The 17372-nt window shown below is 42.8% G+C and carries 17 protein-coding genes, 1 tRNA gene and 1 riboswitch; of the genes, 1 reads left to right on the plus strand and 17 read right to left on the minus strand.

The genetic code is table 11. The annotated features are described in order from the left end of the window. Positions 1 to 208: 208 nt before the first annotated feature. Positions 209 to 282: transfer RNA gene (locus tag ASU35_RS04970), tRNA-Arg, on the plus strand. Between the two features lie 35 nt (positions 283 to 317). Here ASU35_RS04970 and cptIN read toward each other — a convergent pair. From cptIN to ASU35_RS05060, 17 genes are all read right to left on the minus strand, one after another. Next, positions 318 to 995, minus strand: coding sequence for a type III toxin-antitoxin system CptIN family toxin (gene cptIN / locus ASU35_RS04975; protein WP_423229969.1), 678 nt, complete (start codon positions 993 to 995; stop codon positions 318 to 320). An 81-nt stretch (positions 996 to 1076) separates the two neighbouring features. Beyond that, positions 1077 to 2561 (minus strand): putative bifunctional diguanylate cyclase/phosphodiesterase, encoded by a 1485-nt coding sequence (locus tag ASU35_RS04980; RefSeq protein WP_058351951.1) that lies wholly within the window; start codon positions 2559 to 2561, stop codon positions 1077 to 1079. Positions 2562 to 2565: 4 nt separating this feature from the next. Beyond that, positions 2566 to 3042, minus strand: a complete 477-nt coding sequence (locus ASU35_RS04985) for a CYTH domain-containing protein (protein WP_058351952.1) — start codon at positions 3040 to 3042, stop codon at positions 2566 to 2568. A gap of 16 nt (positions 3043 to 3058) precedes the next feature. Then, positions 3059 to 3448 (minus strand): GtrA family protein, encoded by a 390-nt coding sequence (locus ASU35_RS04990; protein ID WP_058351953.1) that lies wholly within the window; start codon positions 3446 to 3448, stop codon positions 3059 to 3061. A 2-nt stretch (positions 3449 to 3450) separates the two neighbouring features. Beyond that, entirely contained in the window at positions 3451 to 3960 is a 510-nt protein-coding gene (locus ASU35_RS04995; protein WP_058351954.1) for a hypothetical protein, read from the minus strand. A 16-nt stretch (positions 3961 to 3976) separates the two neighbouring features. Then, a complete protein-coding gene (locus tag ASU35_RS05000; RefSeq protein ID WP_058351955.1) occupies positions 3977 to 4378 on the minus strand; it encodes a DUF4430 domain-containing protein in 402 nt (133 codons plus the stop codon). Positions 4379 to 4514: 136 nt separating this feature from the next. Continuing rightward, positions 4515 to 4708, minus strand: a riboswitch (cobalamin riboswitch). A 10-nt stretch (positions 4709 to 4718) separates the two neighbouring features. After that, the gene (locus tag ASU35_RS05010; RefSeq protein ID WP_058351957.1) at positions 4719 to 6704 is read right to left on the minus strand and encodes a sodium-translocating pyrophosphatase; all 1986 of its coding nucleotides are present in this window, start codon (positions 6702 to 6704) and stop codon (positions 4719 to 4721) included. A gap of 69 nt (positions 6705 to 6773) precedes the next feature. Further along, the gene (gene gltA, locus ASU35_RS05015) at positions 6774 to 8168 is read right to left on the minus strand and encodes an NADPH-dependent glutamate synthase (protein ID WP_058351958.1); all 1395 of its coding nucleotides are present in this window, start codon (positions 8166 to 8168) and stop codon (positions 6774 to 6776) included. A gap of 75 nt (positions 8169 to 8243) precedes the next feature. Beyond that, complete coding sequence (locus ASU35_RS05020; RefSeq protein WP_058351959.1) at positions 8244 to 9128, minus strand: sulfide/dihydroorotate dehydrogenase-like FAD/NAD-binding protein; 885 nt, start codon at positions 9126 to 9128, stop codon at positions 8244 to 8246. Between the two features lie 142 nt (positions 9129 to 9270). Further along, the gene (locus ASU35_RS05025) at positions 9271 to 10449 is read right to left on the minus strand and encodes an iron-containing alcohol dehydrogenase (protein ID WP_058351960.1); all 1179 of its coding nucleotides are present in this window, start codon (positions 10447 to 10449) and stop codon (positions 9271 to 9273) included. 56 nt (positions 10450 to 10505) lie between these two features. Further along, entirely contained in the window at positions 10506 to 12290 is a 1785-nt protein-coding gene (locus ASU35_RS05030) for an LTA synthase family protein (protein ID WP_058351961.1), read from the minus strand. A gap of 22 nt (positions 12291 to 12312) precedes the next feature. Continuing rightward, the gene (gene sigK / locus ASU35_RS05035) at positions 12313 to 12948 is read right to left on the minus strand and encodes an RNA polymerase sporulation sigma factor SigK (RefSeq protein WP_058351962.1); all 636 of its coding nucleotides are present in this window, start codon (positions 12946 to 12948) and stop codon (positions 12313 to 12315) included. Between the two features lie 79 nt (positions 12949 to 13027). Continuing rightward, the gene (locus ASU35_RS05040) at positions 13028 to 14257 is read right to left on the minus strand and encodes a peptidase U32 family protein (RefSeq protein ID WP_058351963.1); all 1230 of its coding nucleotides are present in this window, start codon (positions 14255 to 14257) and stop codon (positions 13028 to 13030) included. A 9-nt stretch (positions 14258 to 14266) separates the two neighbouring features. Next, positions 14267 to 14920 carry an O-methyltransferase gene (locus ASU35_RS05045; RefSeq protein WP_058351964.1) on the minus strand — a complete coding sequence of 218 codons (654 nt, stop codon included), beginning with the start codon at positions 14918 to 14920 and terminating at the stop codon, positions 14267 to 14269. A gap of 3 nt (positions 14921 to 14923) precedes the next feature. Then, on the minus strand, positions 14924 to 15340 hold the full coding sequence (locus tag ASU35_RS05050) for an endolytic transglycosylase MltG (protein ID WP_058351965.1): 417 nt from the start codon (positions 15338 to 15340) through the stop codon (positions 14924 to 14926). A gap of 3 nt (positions 15341 to 15343) precedes the next feature. Continuing rightward, complete coding sequence (locus tag ASU35_RS05055) at positions 15344 to 15685, minus strand: YlbF/YmcA family competence regulator (RefSeq protein WP_058351966.1); 342 nt, start codon at positions 15683 to 15685, stop codon at positions 15344 to 15346. Position 15686: 1 nt separating this feature from the next. Next, complete coding sequence (locus ASU35_RS05060) at positions 15687 to 17360, minus strand: ribonuclease J (RefSeq protein ID WP_058351967.1); 1674 nt, start codon at positions 17358 to 17360, stop codon at positions 15687 to 15689. Positions 17361 to 17372 lie beyond the last annotated feature (12 nt).

Below are 17372 nucleotides of genomic sequence, written 5' to 3' on the forward strand. Positions count from 1 at the left end.
CGAGGTAAAAGTCAGTAAAATTAAGTGTTTTAGTTTAATCAGCAGACACTAAATATAACTTACCACCTCCTTTTTTTCAATAGCATTGTTGTAAAATAGAGGTAATTTGTTGTATTTTTTTTGTAACAAAACTTATAATCCCTTTGATATTCTCCTTGACAAATTCACTTTGATTCGATATAATACAAAAGATAAATATTTTGATTGTGCATCCGTTGCATAGCTGGATAGTGCATTGGCTTCCGACGCCAAAGGTCGCAGGTTCGAATCCTGTCGGATGCATAAAAAGGGCTGTAAAAAATTTTTACAGCCCTTTTTCAGTGTCCGGGGTGCAGCTCTGCGATTAAGTCGGCATAAGTTTTCTGAATATCAGTGAAAACAAGATTGTTATACCCCCGAAACACAAGCTTTAATATCTCTCTGGCATTTGTAACAATGTCTTTTTCCGTGTCCGGGGCGATTGTAACCGGATTCTTCGTGTTTTTATCTATGTAAGTAGCAAAAACATATGCAGCTGTAACAGGAAACATATTTTGAATAAGAAAAGCTCTTTTTTGACCTAAGACTTCACCAAACCGAATTGTATTGCATTTTGGAGTTTTGTACCCTTTTTCCATCTGTTTTGAGATTTTGTTATGAACAATTCTTTCAAATTTTTCAATTTGAGAAGAAATAGGAACACACCAAAAAATATTCGGCTCTTTTTTATCTGGAAAGGCATAAAAACAAGGCCGATTATGGATACCATCTTTATTTTTCATCAAACGTCCATCCATATCATGCTTTTTGAAAAAGTCATCTGTAATAAAGAAAAAAGTTCCCTGTTTCATTTGATATTGTACCTCTCTTGTAAAATAAGTTAAGTCTCTGTCAAAAAACAGAGACTTAACGGAGCATTTGAACCCGATTATTTGTTTCGGCTCCGCTATCGGTAAGCGGAGATACATTTGAACCCGATTATTTGTTTCCTCCGCTATCGGTAAGCGGAGATACATTTGAGGTATTACTACCCTTTAGTAGTATTATACGTAAAGCTGCAAAATATGTCAAGGCTTCTTTAGTTCTTGCATTGGCTTTTACCATTTTAAAAATTCTTCTGCTTCCTTAGAGTCAACAGGCTCACTGTACAAAAAGCCCTGTACCAGATCACAGCCGGTACCAAGCAGCAGCCTCTTCTGTGCCTCATTTTCCACACCGCCAGCCACCAGGTTAGCACCATAAGCCTTTGCCAGAGCCATAAGTACCGGTAAAGAACGCTCATCCTCCTTCTCGACAAAGGAATGGTCTATCTTAAAGGAATGTATCGGAATATCTGCCAGATGCTCCAGATAACAAAGTCCGAGGCCAAAATGCTCCAGAGAAATCTTCACCCCCAAAGACTCCAGCTCCTGTATCCGTTTTACAGTAAGGTCTGGCTCCTCTACTGCCGCCTGCTCTGGTATATCAAATAAGATGTTATCCGGTTTTACTCCAGTTTCCTTAAGAATCCACTGAATCTCCTCTGCCAGATTCTTTTCCCGAAGCTGTCTTAAGGAAAGATTCATGCCAATCATCAAATCACGGTATCCAGCCTCATTCCAAAGCTTCAGCTGCCTACAGGCCTCAAGAACGACCCATTTCCCAATCGTGACGATAAGCCCTGTATCCTCTGCCAGAGGCAAAAATGCCTCTGGCAAAAGCACTCCTTTGGTCGGGTGGTTCCAGCGTACCAGGGCCTCAAAGCCCTTTACTCTTTCTGTTTTTATATCCACCTGCGGCTGATAGTATACCTCAAATTCCTCCTTCTCAATGCCATTTCTCAGCTGTGACTGGAGCTCAATACGGCTCATCATTGCTTTAGAAAGCTCTTCTTCAAAATAGCAGTACTGGTTTCTACCCTTTCGCTTTGCCGCAAACAATGCTGTATTCAGATTTTTAAGCAGCGTCTGTGCTGTCTTTCCATCCTGTGGTGCTACACAAATTCCTATATTAATATTCAAAAAGATTTCTGTCGCCGCCAGCACAAAAGGATAAGAGAATAGCTTCCTTATCCGCTTCAGCTTCTCCTCTATCGCTTCTGCCGAATCCAGATTCTGTGCCAAAATAATAAAACGACCACCATCTACACAGGTCAGCATATCATTTTCCTCCAGTGCCTGACGAAGTCGGTCTGCCACATCCACCAAAAGTTCATCCTTATAGGCGTAACTAACCTGTCGGTCCAGACGCTCCAGCTCTTCCAAATCAATATAAATGAGTACCAGCTTTTCGTCCTTCCGAAAGGTCTTCATAGTACCATCCAGAAGCTCTGTCAAAGCCAGATTATTGGGGAGCCCTGTCTTATAATCATAGAATGCCAGTCTGTGATTTTTCTCACTGCTTTTTTTCGTTTCCTCCAGTTGAATTTCTAAAAGCTCCTTATCTTTAGTAAGCTCCTCCAACTGCTCTACTGCCTTAGCCTCCTTTTCCTCCTTTTCCTTTACTATCCCGGAAAGCCGCCGTGCATCATGCAAAGCATAAAGGCAGCAAAGCAGCAGAAACAAAGTCACTCCTGAAAAAATCCAAATGATTTGTTCTCCCATACTCTCATCTCCAATCCTGGTGGAATGCAAGCCATTGATTCGTATATCGGTTATCACAGCTTACATCCTCACCAAACCACTCTGGTGGCACAAAAGAACCTGCCTCTTCCTCGCTGCCAAATTCAACCTCAACAATAACAAGTCCCTCATGAGCCTTATGAAATACATCCAGCTCCGCCCTATGCCCATCGGAAAGTGGCAATAAATAACGGGTCTTTACAATAACCATACCATCTGCCTTTTCCTTTAGATGCAGATAGCTTTCCTCCGTCAATGGTACCTCCAGCTCATTACATATTCTTACAGTCTTACCTTCTCCCACTCCGGCCTTTGACTTGTAGGTAAGGATATAATCCTCATTACTTTTACGAATTCGTATGACAGGACTGGTACAAAGATAGCACTGTTCTATCTCTCTTTTCGTATAAGCCTTGTAGTTCTCTGGAAGTCTTATGACTTTAAACTTCTTTTCTATCTCCATTCTTTCCTCTGCTTTCTTACTCTTTGAATATAAAAAACTTACTCAAAATATAGTTCAACAGAATTATTATAACATTCATCGCTACTTTTGAAAACATATTATTTACAAAAAGAAGGTCTACCAGCAGATACATACCTGCTTCATCTACAAAAAAAGAAAAAATACGGGCTACGAAAAAGCGTTTCATTTTCTTTAGCTCTGCTCGGAAACCGCCACCCTTTGTCGCAGTAAACACCAGGCGGTCATTGGCGAAATAGGCAAAAACGACTGCCAGAACCCAGGCCATTCCATTAGAAAACAGATTGGAAATATCTGCCATATTATAGCATATGTAATAGACCGCCATATTAATCACAGTTGTGACCACACCTACCACCAGGTATGCAGCTGCCTCCCGTTTAATCAAGGTTAAAAATCTCCCTTCTTGTCAATGTCTGTACCTGCCATCTGTCGTAAAATCCAAAGTATCGGTTCCAAAGTAACCAAGGCTACAACAAAATTGCCTGCCCCATGAATTAAATCGAAGGGAATACCGCTGACCCAATATGCCAGACCTCCACCGATACCCGATATAAAAAAATAAGGAATGGAGCACAAGGCTCCAAAAATCAAGCCATAACCTCCGGACAGAGCTGCCCAGAATAATTTTCCCGTCTGTTTCCGGAACAGCCTCACCATAAAATATAAAATAGTCCAGACATACAGATACATAATCCACCAGACGCCAAAGCCATAATAAATACCCTCGCACAAGGCAAATACATAGATGATATAAAGGGTTTTTCTACCCAATACCAACGTAAAGGCTATCACCAGTATAGAAACAAGCTCAATATTAGGCAGAAAGGCAAAGGCTATCTGACTTAAAAAAAGTACTGCACTTAATGCACCAATAGTCACAATATCCCTTGCCTTCATTTTCCTGCCTCCTTTTTTAATAACCTGCCGTTAAGGTTGCTTCAAAATGGTCTCCATCTGCAATCGGAGTTGTATCTACACCGGTATTTACCATTTCTCCACCCTTGGTAAAGCACCACCATTCCTGGTTATCTGCATTAGCAGCAATTCCATTTACCTCAGTTACAAACAGACCATATTCACCCTTTTCTCCTTTCACCAGCTCCTCTTCCAAAAGAGCATCTCCAAGATACTCAGCATCTGTACGAAGGGTAAATTCCTCACTCTGAGCCTCTGCATTGATTACCTCAAAGGTAATAGTCTTACTTCCCTTTACAGCCTTTGGCCCAAACATCATATACACTGCCACCAGAATAACCGCCAGAAGTGCAACGCCTCCGACCAAAAGCCCTGTTTTTTTCTTTTTGTTCGCTTCCATCTTTTTCCTCCTTATTTCTGACTATCGAATTAAAAAACGCTGTCTGAAACAGCAAACACCATCTCAGACAGCATAATAAATCAAACTCCTTTTCCCAAAGGGGTATCTACTACATCTGCTATCCTCGTAGCGTCCTGTAATTCCACCCAAAAAGGCAGGTCTTCTGACTTGGACATTCTCACCTAAAGCCCTGCCTTCCCAACAAAAAGTCAGTGGCATGCGGGCAATAAGCTCCTTCCTTACAGCGGCGGGACCGTATGGGACTTTCACCCATTTCCCTATTGTCCTGGACAGACAAAGTCTCCAGGCACCTTTTTTGAGTTTAATTTTCAAAATTAGATTACAACAAAATTCCTCCAAATGCAAGGAAAAATGGTGCAAATACTAAAGATACAACAGTCATCAGCTTAATCAGGATATTGATGGATGGTCCTGAGGTATCCTTGAATGGGTCCCCTACGGTATCTCCTACAACGGCTGCCTTGTGGGCCTCGCTTCCCTTTCCACCATGATTTCCCTCTTCAATGTATTTCTTTGCATTATCCCATGCACCACCGGAATTGGACATGAAAATTGCCAGTAAAACACCGGTAACCAAAGCACCTGCAATCATTCCACCTAAAGCTGCAGTTCCCAGGAAAAGTCCCATCAGGATTGGAGCTGCTACTGCCATTACACCAGGTACCAGCATTTCCTTTAATGCTGCAGTTGTAGAAATACTTACACAGGAGGTATAATCCGGCTTATCCTTACCTTCCAGGATGCCAGGCTTCTCACGGAACTGTCTTCTTACCTCTTCAATCATCTTAAAGGCTGCCTTAGATACAGATTCCATCGTAAAGGCTGAGAAGAGGAACGGAAGCATACCACCAACAAATAAACCAATAATTACATTCGTATCCAGAATATCAATGGCATTTAGCTTAACTGCCTCTGCATAGGATACAAACAGTGCCAGTGCTGTCAGAGCTGCAGAACCAATAGCAAAGCCCTTACCCATAGCTGCTGTCGTATTTCCAACGGCATCCAGCTTATCTGTAATCTCACGAACTTCCGGCTCAAGATTGGACATCTCTGCAATACCACCCGCATTATCAGCAATCGGGCCATAAGCATCTACTGCTACTGTGATACCAGTAGTAGAAAGCATACCAACAGCTGCTAAAGCGATGCCGTAAAGTCCACAGAACTTAAAGGCTGCAAAAATGCCAACAGCAATAAACAGAATCGGAAGTGCTGTAGACATCATACCTACAGCAATACCACTGATAACAGTAGTTGCGGAGCCCGTCTCAGACTGCTCTGCAATTTTCTTTACAGATTTATAATCCCCAGAGGTATAAATCTCAGTTACCTGACCAATTAAAAGACCTACAATCAAGCCTGCAATAATCGCAAAAGCCGCCTTTAAATTTCCAAAGAAATACTGGCTCATTGCAATAGAACCGATAACAACCAGTGCACTTGCTGTATAGGTACCTGCCTTTAATGCAGTATGAGGATTTCCACCCTCCTTACCCTTTACAAAGAAGGTTCCAACAATAGAAGCTAAAATACCAAGGGCTGCTAATACCAACGGGAATAAAGCTCCTTCAGAAGAGAAGTAAACAGCTCCCAGCGTAATGGCAGATACGATAGCACCTACATAGGATTCAAACAGGTCTGCACCCATACCAGCTACATCACCTACGTTATCACCTACATTGTCAGCAATAACAGCAGGATTTCTAGGGTCATCCTCTGGAATACCAGCCTCTACCTTACCTACCAGGTCGGCTCCTACATCTGCTGCCTTGGTATAGATACCACCACCTACACGGGCAAACAGAGCAATAGAGGATGCTCCCAAACTGAATCCAGACAATACGCTTGGGTCATTGGTAATCATATAAATTACGCTGGCACCCAAAAGTCCAAGACCTACTACACAAAGTCCCATAACAGCACCACCGGAAAAGGCAATGGATAAAGCCTTGTTCATGCCGCCTCCCTTCGCTGCCTGTGCAGTTCTTACGTTTGCCTTAGTTGCTACATTCATTCCAAAGTAGCCTGCCAGAACAGATGCACCGGAACCCAGCAGGAAGCATACTGCTGTAATCCAGTTACCAATACCCACACCAATGAGTACGAATAATACCGCAACAAATATAATAAGAATACGGTATTCTGCCTGAAGGAAAGCCTTTGCTCCCTCGCTGATTGCACCAGCAATTTCCTTCATTCTGTCATTTCCTTCACTTTCTCTGCCAATCTTTCCTGCAAGATACATGGCAAAAAGAAGGGCCAGCACCGCAAGCACAGGTGCTGCATAGATAATCATTTCCATAAATTTTCTCTCCTTATGTCTCCACAAAAAAAATTAGCCCACCTAATTTTTTTGTCTATAGTATTCACACTATTTGGATAAGTATTCATCTATGCCCTTTGCTGCAGCCTTTCCGGCACCCATTGCCAGAATTACTGTCGCGGCCCCGGTCACAGCATCTCCACCGGCATACACACTCTCCTTAGTTGTCTGCCCATCCTCTTCTTTTGCAATAATACACTTATGTCCGTTAATCTCCAGACCCTCTGTCGTAGAAGAAATCAATGGATTTGGACTGGTACCAAGAGACATAATGACTGTATCCAGTTCAAGAGTAAACTCAGAGCCTGGAACCTCTACCGGCCTTCTTCTTCCGGAAGCATCCGGCTCTCCTAATTCCATCTTCACGCAGGTCATACCCTTTACCCAGCCATTCTCATCTACCAGAATTTCTTTTGGATTTGTAAGAAGGTCAAAGATAATGCCTTCTTCTTTGGCATGGTGAACCTCTTCCACACGGGCCGGAAGCTCTGCTTCACTACGGCGGTACACAATATGCACCTCTGCTCCCAGACGAAGGGCTGTTCTGGCTGCATCCATGGCTACATTTCCACCACCGACAACAGCCACCTTTTTACCACCTGCAATTGGAGTATCATAGTCTTCCTGGAAAGCCTTCATCAGGTTAGAACGGGTCAGATACTCGTTAGCAGAAAATACACCATTTGCATTTTCTCCCGGAATACCCATAAATTTTGGAAGTCCTGCTCCAGAACCGATAAATACAGCATCAAAGCCTTCCTCGGAAATCAGCTCATCAATGGTTGTTGACTTACCGATTACTACATTTGTCTCGATTTTAACACCAAGATTCTTTACATTTTCAATCTCAGACCGTACCACTGTGCTCTTTGGAAGACGGAATTCCGGAATACCATAGGATAATACTCCTCCAGCCTCATGAAGTGCCTCAAAAATAGTCACATCATAACCCATCCTAGCCAAGTCACCTGCACAGGTAAGTCCTGCCGGTCCAGAGCCAATAACTGCTACCTTTTTATTCTTCTTTTCTGCTGTTACCTGTGGCTTTACATTATTCTCTCTTGCCCAGTCAGCTACATACCGCTCCAGTTTACCGATAGAAACTGCCTCACCCTTAATGCCTCTGATACACTGCTGCTCACACTGGCTCTCCTGTGGACATACACGGCCACATACTGCCGGAAGAGCAGAATACAGACTGATGACCTTATAGGCCTCTTTTGTATTACCTGCTTCTACCTGCTTGATAAAGCCCGGAATATCAATGGATACAGGACATCCCTGTACACATCTTGGATTTTTACATTTTAAGCAGCGGCTTGCCTCTGCCCTTGCTTCTTCTTCATTATAACCCAGGCATACCTCTTCAAAATTCTTTGCACGCACCGCCGGCTCCTGTTCTCTGACCGGCACCTTTTTTAACACATCTACCTGTATACTCATGTTATCCTCTTTTCTTTCTTTATACTCTCTGTCTTAATCCTTCCGCTAATATATTTTTTGCGGCATTAACATCCCTTAGCCCTGGCAGCCACAGCCACCACCATGATGGGTTGCACCCTCACGCTGCTTTAACAGTGCCCGTCCTTCTTCCGTCTTATACATCTGCTGACGCTTTATGCTTTCGTCAAAATCCACCAGATGTCCGTCAAACTCAGGACCGTCTACACAGGCAAACTTCACCTCACCGCCAACAGTTAGACGGCAGGCACCACACATGCCGGTACCATCTACCATAATAGGATTCATGCTGACAACCGTTTTAATCCCCAGTTCCTTGGTAAGAAGACTTACAAACTTCATCATGATAACGGGTCCGATAGCAATTACAAGATCATACTTTTCGCCCTGATTATTTACCAGGTCCTTAATCTTGTCATTTACATTTCCCTTAAAGCCGTAGGAGCCGTCATCCGTTGCAATATAAACATGGTCAGACCATTGTTTCATCTCCTCTTCCAGAATAATAAGCTCTTTGTTTCTGGCTCCGATAATAACATCTGTTTCAATTCCCTGCTGCTTTAACCATTTTACCTGAGGGTATACCGGTGCAGTACCCACACCGCCTGCTACAAACAGAATATGTTTTTTCTTAAGCTCCTCTAAGCCTTCATCAATCAGCTCGGACTTACAGCCCAAAGGTCCTGCAAAATCAAGGAAGGAATCTCCCTCCTCATACAGTGCCATCCGCTCTGTAGAGGCTCCTACCGTTTGAAATACAATAGTTACATACCCCTTTTCTCTGTCATAATCGCAGATGGTAAGAGGGATTCTTTCACCCTTTTCATCCATCTTTACAATGACGAACTGTCCAGGATAGCAGGATTTGGCAACTCTCGGCGCTTCCACATCCATGAGATAAATTTTCTCTGCCAGCTTCTGCTTTCTTACAATTTTGAACATGATCATTCCTCCCAAAATATTTATTGACCTCATTGTAACGTTTTTTTTCTCATTTGTATAGACTTTTTTGTACATTTTTTACCCCGGTAGAGAAAACAAAAACTAGTTTTACTCTCCGGGGCTATTTTTTACTTCATTTTATTTAAAAATCAACCTCTGTTCCGTAGTAGGTACAGGTAAGTAGCTTCTCCATCTCAGCCGGAGTAATTGGTCTTGGATTGGAGCCTGTGCAGGCATCACCTACAGCCAATTCTGCAATCTTAGCAACCTTCTCCTTAAACTCTTCCTCATTAATACCAAATTCTTTTAAGGTCTTAGGAATATTTAACTTCACATTGTACTCATCAATCTTTTTGCAAAGCTTTTTTACACACTCTGCATCTGTTCCTACTAAGCCAATACTTCTTGCAATTGCTGCATATCTTCCCTCCGCTGTCTTGTCCTTTGCATTGTACTGAATAACGTATGGGAGATAAATTGCATTTGCACAGCCATGAGGAATATGTCCTGTAGAGAAGGCAGCTCCCGTCTTATGTGCCATAGAATGTACAATACCAAGAAGAGCATTGGAGAATGCCTGACCTGCCAGACATTGTGCATAGTGCATCTGCTCTCTTGCCACCAGACAGCCACGATAGGAGTCTGGCAGATAGTCCATTACCATCTGGATTGCCTTAATTGCCAGCGGATCAGTAAATGGACTGTTCATAGTAGATACATAAGCCTCAATCGCATGGGTCAATGCATCCATACCAGTATGTGCTGTCAGCTTAGGAGGCATGGTCTCTGCCAGCTCCGGGTCTACAATCGCAATATCCGGTGTAATATTAAAATCTGCTAACGGATATTTAATTCCTTTTGCATAATCAGTAATTACAGAGAATGCAGTTACCTCAGTTGCAGTACCGGAGGTAGATGGGATAGCAACAAACTTTGCCTTCTGACGTAAGGCTGGGAAAGAGAATGGCTTTATAATCTCTTCAAAGGTAGTATCCGGATATTCATAAAATACCCACATTGCCTTTGCTGCATCAATTGGTGAGCCACCACCCATGGAAATAATCCAGTCCGGCTCAAATTCACGCATCATTGCAGCACCCTTCATGACAGTCTCTACGGATGGATCTGGCTCAACATTTTCAAACAACTGTGTTTCAATACCAGCTTCCTTTAAGTAGGATAATGCCTTATCTACAAATCCGAACCGCTTCATGGAGCCGCCACCCAGAACTAAAACTGCTTTTTTTCCTTCCAGATTCTTTAACTGCTCCAAAGCACCCTTTCCATAGTACATATCTCTTGGTAATGTAAAACGCATCATAATATTCATCCTCCCTATTGCTTTAAGCTTTATTTTATGATGCTATTATAACTCTGTTAATATTTTAACGCAAGGTTTTTTTGCATAAATTCAAACATTTCTGCAACATAATTCTTTTTATCAAACAATTTATTATACTGTAGCTGCTCATAAAGAGCCGTTATCTCATCCTTTCCATTCTCCCGCGGGTCTATCCATACACTAGCGGCATCCATATGTCCATTAATGCTTATCGCTGGCACATCCTTCCTATTATCCAGCAGCAGATGATAATAAGGCGGCATAGAAAGTCCGGCTGTTTGCAAAAGTAACGGTGCCAAAAATCCAGGGCTTGTATCCCCCACTGTGCTTTCTTCGATATCATAATTCGCCCAGATTACAAAAGGCACCAGATACTTATTCCGGTAAACCGACATATCTGTTTCTTCATTAATCCCATCGTAGGTGCCATCCTGAAGATTCGGCTGATGGTCTCCAAAGAATAAAAGCAAAATTGGCTCCGGCTGCTCCTCAAAATATTCTATCAACCGTTTTAATTCCTTATCCGTTTCCCGAATCAGATTGATGTACATTTGAGTTCCGCCATCATAGCCTCCATGATTCTGCATCGTTACATTAAATAAAAAAGCCGGCCCCTCTACCCTTCTTTTTTCATACTCCTCTATCAGCTGGTCAAAATCTGCCTGGTCTGACATATATCCCCGCAAATAAGAGGTATTTTCTGGAGAAAAATCGTTTTCACTGATAAACTCGTCAAAACCAAGATAAGGGTACACCTTGTCCCGGTTCCAATTAGAAGCTTTACAGGGGTGTATCGCCGTCGCCGAATAGCCCTGTTTTTTCAGAATCCGGCACAAGGAGCTTAAATCCCGGTCTACATACTGCTGATAAGGCACACTTCCCGAAGGTAGAAAGGCCATACTTAGGGAGGTCAAAAACTCAAACTCGGTATTACAGGTATTGCCACCAAAGGCGGATACATTTAAGTTTCCCCGTATCGTATTCTCTGTCAGATTGTCAAAAAATGGCATATACTCTGCATCCTCACCCAAATCCTTTATCATGGATATATCTGCAAAGGATTCATCCATGATAGCAATAATATTCGGCTTTTTTGTAGCTCCTATATCTTCCTTTTCCTGCTGTTCTCCGGCATATTCTAAAGCTAGCTGCCTTATTTTTTCCGGGTCATAGTCTGCCGGTTTTCCTACATCCATAAATCTTAAGTTTTCCATAAAGCTTGCTGCTACACCACAGCACTGGTATTGGATTTTCTGATTCCAGGCAAAAACTGTCCAGTTATGCATCCCCAGAAGCCCAAAGTTGCTGTGAAGATACCAGACCGCCCCGGCAAAGACCAGATATGTAGAAAATATTGCTACATATTTTTTACTTTTAACCTCTATCCTGTCCTTGGAAACCGAAAAATGAACCAGCAGTAAATAGCAGGCAGTTACTAACGTAACTGCCCATGTATAGCTGTCAAAACTGTAATCATAATTTCCTGCCACATCCATGGCTGTTCCAAAGGACTTAAAATCCCAAGGAAGAATTGGGATCCCCCGAAATTCTAAAACATAATGATTAGCGAGTCCAATCACATAACTGATAACCCCGGCTGTCATCAAAGCATACCGAAGTCTTCGCAGCGCCAGCAGCAAAAGTCCTAAAATCAGAGCGTACCAGAGATAATTTATAAAATAAAAAGGCTCTCTGATATTATAGAGCTGATTTTCCTCTAAAAGCTCAACCTGTAAAAACATCAAAAACGGTGTCGCCAGAGCTAATAATAGCTCCCCTAATTTTGGTGTCCATTTTTTCCAGTTAATTTTATCCATCATTTTCTTTTTCCTTTATCTAAGCTCATAAGGCTTCCTCTATTTCAAATTCCTCCCGTAGCTTTTTCAGTGCCTTTTTCTCAATTCGGGAAACGTAGCTTCTGGATATCCCCAGCCTCTCCCCGATTTCCTTCTGGGTTATCTCCTCTCCCTTTTTAAGTCCATAGCGAAGATAGAGGATTTGCCTCTCCCGTTCCGTTAGCTGAGACTCCAAAAGCTTATATAAAAGCTGTACCCTCTCCTTTAAATCAACCTGCTCTACAACATCCTTTTCTTCCGCCTCCAGGATATCCAAAAGGTCTATCGTACTCCCATCCTTATCCGTTCCAATCGGATCATATAAATACACCTCCCGGGACTGCTTTTTACTGCTGCGCATCAGCATCAAAAGCTCATTGTCAATACAACGGGAGGCATAGGTTGCCAAACGTATTTCTTTTTCTATATCAAAGGAATCTATCGCCTTTATCAGCCCAATCGAGCCAATGGAAATTAAATCCTCCATATCATAATCTGTATTTGCATATTTTTTCGCAATGTGGGCCACCAGACGCAAATTTCTTTCGATTAAAATGTCTCTGGCCTCCCGGCTCCCTTCCCGGCACTGCCTCAAATATTCCTTTTCTTCCTTTGCGCCAAGCGGTTTTGGAAATGATTTCAAAACAGAAGCACCTCAACATTTCTGCTTTCTAACAGTTTATGTTAAGATGTTTCTTTTCGTGCCTTTCCTATTTATCTGTCTATTCTTCCTTACGCCGTAATAGGTCAAAAACCTCCAGCGGTTCACCAAAATCAACAAAAATTTTCTGCTTTGGATGCGGACAGCTTTCCATCTCTTCTCCGTTCTCATCCAGAATCCGTCTTACGGTAAGAGAAAGATTTCTTCCATCTGGTTTCATAACCTCAACCTCTTCTCCAACGCAGAACTTATTTCTCTGCTCCAGCTCACACAGATTATTTTTATCCACAGCTCTTACAATCCCCAGATAGGTATACTCCTTCACATAGGTATTGCTATCATAAATCTGTGTCTCATGGGTTGTCGGTCCATAGAAAAATCCGGTGGTGAACTGGCGGTAGGTACACTTGGCAATTTCCTTCCGGTAATGCTCCATATTCTTCTCATACAAGGCCGGATCCTTATAATAATCATCGATGGCCTGGCGGTAGGTTCTGGTAACTGCCGCTACATACAGGGCAGTCTTCATCCGGCCCTCGATCTTTAAGCTGTCGATACCAGCAGCTACAATATCCGGAATATGCTCAATCATACACAAATCCCTGGAATTGAAAATATAGGTTCCCCTTTCATTTTCCTCGATTGGCATATATTCTCCCGGACGGTTCTCTTCCACAATATAATACTTCCAGCGGCATGGGTGGGTGCAGGCTCCCAGATTTGCATCTCTGCCGGTAAAATAGTTGCTCAAAAGACAGCGTCCGGAATAGGAAATGCACATGGCACCATGGATAAAGGTCTCGATTTCCAGCTCCTCCGGGATGTTTTCGCGGATTTCCTTAATCTCTGCTAAGGAAAGCTCTCTTGCCGATACCACCCGGGTAGCACCCATGCGGTGCCAAAAGCGGTAGGTTCCGTAATTCACATTATTTGCCTGGGTACTGATGTGTACATCTATCTCCGGGCATACCTCTTTTGCAATGTCAAAAACGCCCGGGTCAGAAATAATTAACGCATCCGGTCCAATTTCCTTTAATTCCTCAAAATAGCCTCGGATTCCCTTTAAATCACGGTTATGGGCCGTAATATTAGCTGTTACATACACCTTAGTTCCATGCTCATGGGCAAATCCTATGCCCTCCTTCATATCCTCCAGGGAAAAATTCTTTGCCTTGGCCCGTAGACCATACATATCACCGCCAATATAGACAGCATCTGCTCCATAGCTTACAGCCACCTTTAAAACCTCCAGACTGCTGGAGGGAATTAACAATTCCGGTTTCTTTCGCATATTTTATCCTCATTTCATTTTTGTACTCAGCGTTACACCATCTCCCAGCGGCAGAACCACCGTATCCAACCCTTCTGTATGGGTCAGGGTATACAGATACTCCCGCATCCGGAAATGAATCGTCCGGTTTCTTCTGGTAACAGCATACCGGGACTCCACAATATCACCATCCTGCAATACGTTATCCGATACTAAAAGACCGCCCTTCTTAAGGATTTCCATCACCGGCGGCAGAAAGTTCAGATACTGCCCCTTAGCTGCATCCATAAATATCATATCAAAGGTTTCACCCTTTTTTGAAAGCTCCTCTAAAATATCTGCCGCATCTCCCTCCAAAAGAGTAATTACAGACTCCTTTCCGGCTTCTTTAATATTTTTCTTCGCCTCGCTGATGCGCTTTGGCACCTTTTCAATCGTCGTTATCCTGCTGCCCTCCATCAGATACTCACTCATCAAAAGAGCCGAAAAGCCAACGGCTGCTCCAATCTCCAATACCCTTGCCGGGCGGTGAGAATGAAGCAGAAATCGAAGAAGGCCGCGGGTCGGCCTCTTGACAATCGGTACATGGTTAGAAAGAGCCTCTTTTTCAATAGCCCTAAGATATGCAGGAAGCTCTGCATCCAGAGAATCAATATAGGCTCCAATACGTTCCTTTGTAATCATAGTCTACTCCGTATAAGTCAGTTCTTCTCCTGCTGTCGCTGTCAATACAGCAAGAATTTCATCGTAGGTCATGGAAGAATTCAGGGTATAGGTTCCTGGCAATATCGGCTTTTTATTACCTGTCGTAAGCTTCGCACGAACATAAAAGGAATCAGCATTGATAATCAAACCATTTTTCTCCAGTTCATCTGCCACCGAACGAGTCCCTTCCCCTTCTTCTATCTCTATCGTTGCCAGCTTACCAGGAGCAGAAGCCACAGTTACATTTCCAAACACCTGATATGCGAAATTATAGGTCCAGCCACTCAGCTTAACCACTGCCATAATCAGAACCACATAAAATAAAATGTTCAAAAATAGCTGAATCACAATACTGATTCCCTTCATTGCCGATTTTGCACTTTGGGACATCTCCATCATAGGCTACTCCTCCAAAAAATCAATTTCCATATCCAGACATTCAGTAATCCGGTAAACTGCCTGCCGTACCATCTTACAGTACTTATATTCTGCACTTAAAAACTGTGCTACCAACGGGTCAATCAAAAGCTCATTAAACTCTGCTGCCAGCCCACGCTGAGCCTCCAGCCCTTCCTCTATCTCTGTCATCTCCAGTTCAAAGCGGCGTCTTCTAAAGGTATTGAGTCTCTTCAACAGCTTCTCATCCTTTTTTATCTCAGAGTACAGCCAGTGATACTGGCTGTACTCTCTGCTATCCTTTATCGCTGCTACCAACTCATAGGTTTCTTCTTCTACGCGATGCATCCTAAACCTCCATGATAATCGGCAGAATCATTGGATTTCTCTTGGTCTTTTTCCAGATAAAATCACCCAGAGAGTCCTTTATTTCATTCTTAATCTTACCCCAGTCTGTGATATTCTTATCATAGCACTTATCCAGTGCCTCTTCTACAACCAGCTTTGCTTCATCCATTAAATTTTCTGCCTCACGGACATAGACAAAGCCTCTGGATACCAAATCCGGTCCTGCAAGAAGCTGATTGGAATATTTTTCCAGAGTAAGTACAACAATAATCAGTCCATTCTCAGACAGATGCTGACGGTCTCTTAAAACAATATTGCCAACATCACCAACACCAAGTCCATCTACTAAAATACCATGAGCAGGCACCTTACCTACAACTCCGGCCTTTTCCTCTGAAAGCTCTAATACATCGCCGGAGGACAAGAGGAAAATGTTATCCTTATCAATTCCCATCCCCTCTGCCAGCTCTGCATGGGTCTTTAAGTGACGGTATTCACCATGCACCGGCACTGCATATCTCGGACGGGTCAGGGCATAAATAAGCTTAATCTCCTCCTGACAGGCATGCCCGGATACATGGGTATCCTGGAAAATAACCTTGGCTCCCTTCATGGAAAGCTCATTGATTACCTTAGATACTGACTTTTCATTGCCCGGAATCGGTGTTGAACTGAAAATAACCGTATCTCCAGGCTTAATAGAAATCTTACGGTGAATGGAAGCTGCAATACGGGAAAGAGCTGCCATTGCCTCTCCCTGGCTTCCTGTTGTAATCACTACCAGCTGCTCATCCGGATAATTCTTCATCTGCTCAATATCAATCAACAGATTATCCGGCATATTAATATAGCCAAGCTCCATCGCCGTGGTAATAATATTTACCATACTCCGGCCTTCAATAACAACCTTTCTTCCATACTTGGCCGCAGAATTGATAATCTGCTGCACCCGGTCTACATTAGAAGCAAAGGTTGCTACAATGATACGATTCTTAACATTATCTGCAAATATATTGTCAAAGGTCTTACCTACTGTCTTCTCAGACATGGTAAACCCAGGCTTCATAACGTTCGTGCTGTCACACATCAGGGCCAGCACGCCCTTCTTTCCCAATTCACCAAAACGGGCCAAATCTATGGTCTCACCACGAACCGGTGTATAATCTACCTTAAAATCTCCTGTATGGACGATAATGCCTGCCGGAGAATAAATTGCCAGTGCCGCAGCATCGGATATGCTGTGGTTGGTACGGATAAATTCAATGCGGAATTCACCTAAATTAATGGACTGTCCATATTTAATTACCTTTCGCTTGGTAGATTTTATCAGTCCATGCTCCTTAAATTTATTTTCAATAATACCCATTGTCAGCTTTGTCGCATAAATCGGTACATTTAATTCCTTCATAACGTAAGGCAGGGCACCAATATGATCCTCATGGCCATGGGTAATAACAAAGCCCTTTACCTTGGACGCATTTTCCTTCAGATAGGTAATATCCGGAATAACCAGGTCAATTCCCAGCATTTCATCCTCTGGGAAGGACAGACCACAGTCTACCACGATAATACTTTCGCCATATTCAAAGGCGGTAATATTCATACCAATCTGTTCCAGACCTCCAAGGGGAATAATTTTTATAGTTTCTTTTTTTGTTGTATCCTGCTTTTTCAAAAGCTTGCACCT

Origin of the sequence: Acetivibrio ethanolgignens, assembly GCF_001461035.1 — a bacterium.
GTDB classification, from domain to species: Bacteria; Bacillota; Clostridia; order Lachnospirales; family Lachnospiraceae; genus Velocimicrobium; species Velocimicrobium ethanolgignens.